The following is a 1886-nucleotide window of genomic DNA, read 5'->3' on the forward strand; positions in this document are numbered from 1 at the left end:
GACCTGACCCATCCGCGGTTGCCGGGCAACAAGTGGCGCAAGCTGAAGTACCAGTTCGACGACGCACGGACAGCGGGCGCGGCAACACTGTTGACATTCGGCGGCGCCTACTCCAACCACATCAGAGCGGTCGCCGCGGCAGGCCAGTTGTTCGGTTTCGGCACAATCGGGGTGATCCGGGGCGAGGAGCGCCCGTTCAACGACGGGCTCGCAGCCGCGGTCGGGGACGGCATGCGGCTGCACTACCTGGATCGCGCGACCTACCGCCGCAAGAACGACCCCGAACTGCACGACGCGCTGATCCAACGCTTCCGCGACCAGCACGGGATAGCCCTCGAATGGATCTACGTCGCCAAAGCGATGCTGGGACTGTGCCGCACCATTGCCGCGGGTGAGATCACCCCCGGCAGCACCGTTGTCTTCGTGGTCACCGGCCCGACCACAACCCCGCAGCCTCAGACTCGGTCGCGGGACGCTCCCAGGTGAATGACCACTCACCGGACTTGACGGCGACCCGCTTGCCCACACCGGTCACGCGGCGAATCTGTGGCGGCTCGCCGTACTCACAGTATCGACATGGCCTGCTGCATCAGTTCTCGCGCGGCCTGCCCGTAGACCGCTGATTTTTGCAACAAGGCGAACGCTCTGCCAAAGACCGCCACCTCACGCGGCTGGGTAACGTCGAGCCCGGCCGAGACGTTTTCCACCTCAACGCGCTCTTCGTCAAAAATCCAGAAGCTTCCCTGAGTGAGGCAGAGCCGCTCCCCGGCCGCCGGAATGATACCGATACTCACCCGCGACAAGGACATCACCGCCAACAGCCGATCAAGCTGTCCGGCCATCACATCGGTATCACCCACTCTGGTTCGCAGCGTCTGCTCTTCCAATACGAACGAGAACCTCCGGCGACCGGTATACAAGATATGCTGTCGCGCCATACGAGTCGCCACGGCATCGTCGACATCATCAGGGAGCTCGAGAAAATCGTGCCAAAATCGCAGGATCGCAGTGCCGTACTCCGCAGTGTGCAACAAACCAGGGATAACTGCGTTCTCGTAGACCCGGAAATGCTTCGTCCGCTCGTACAGAGGTACGGACTGAGCTTGCGAACCTTTTAGGCCGGCTCGCATGTGACGCTGCCACTCGACATACATCGACTCGACGGCACGCACAGTCGCAATAAGGTCGGCGACCTGGTCCTGTGCGTCACATACCCGACACCACGACCTGATGTCCAGCTCACTCGGCGTCGTGACGCCGTGCTCGATCTTACTGATCTTCGTGTAATGCCAATTACAAGCCTGGGACAGGGCGCGCCCGGTGAGCTGCGCGTCCTTTCGGATCTCGCGAAGCCTGGCGCCGAGCGCCTTACGAGCCTGTCCAACTGGTCCGGTCAACTCACGAAGGAGTGTACTCGGCGTGCGGGACCGCCACCTCCCAGGCCTCGTCAAACGCGGCCGCGCACATTCGCACGATTCTTTGGTCGGATGTAGCCTCATGCCCCAGCACGTGGCCGTCACCCGAGAAATGGGTAAATGCTACTGTCCGACGGTCCAGCATCCAGTAATCATTTCCCGGCAGCAAGAGCGGCGACGCTCTCCGTCGCGGCAGCCAACGGACATCTTCACCGGCTCGAACAAGCTCAGCGGCGTCGTGCCACTCGAAGCGAATGTAGTCCGTGACCGGCTCAGAAACAATACGGAGCCGTTTGAGCGTCTTACCTTTTTCTCCGTTATCCCTCATGAAGTCGGACCACGGCCGCCACCACTCAGCCTCTTCATCGGGATCGAGCCGCTCCCCCCGAAGCCATGAATTAAACCGATCCTTCTCCACATCAGTCGCGTAGACGTCACGCATCTCAACGTGCACCGCTTCGTGCTGGAACG

Annotated in this window: 2 protein-coding genes and 1 pseudogene; 1 reads left to right on the forward strand and 2 read right to left on the reverse strand. The window is 61.6% G+C overall.

The window, feature by feature from the left end; all coding sequences use genetic code 11:
- A pseudogene (locus WA317_RS22645) lies at nucleotides 1-486 on the forward strand (hypothetical protein); the annotation flags it as partial.
- Nucleotides 487-563: 77 nt separating this feature from the next.
- Here WA317_RS22645 and WA317_RS22650 read toward each other — a convergent pair.
- A complete protein-coding gene (locus WA317_RS22650) occupies nucleotides 564-1397 on the reverse strand; it encodes a helix-turn-helix domain-containing protein (protein ID WP_425175168.1) in 834 nt (277 codons plus the stop codon).
- Between the two features lies 1 nt (nucleotide 1398).
- Nucleotides 1399-1886, reverse strand: a 488-nt coding sequence (locus WA317_RS22655; protein WP_425175169.1) for a DUF6879 family protein, incomplete at its 5' end; no start/stop codon positions are given.

Source organism: Mycobacterium sp. (genome assembly GCF_049802695.1).
Taxonomy (GTDB): Bacteria; Actinomycetota; Actinomycetes; order Mycobacteriales; family Mycobacteriaceae; genus Mycobacterium.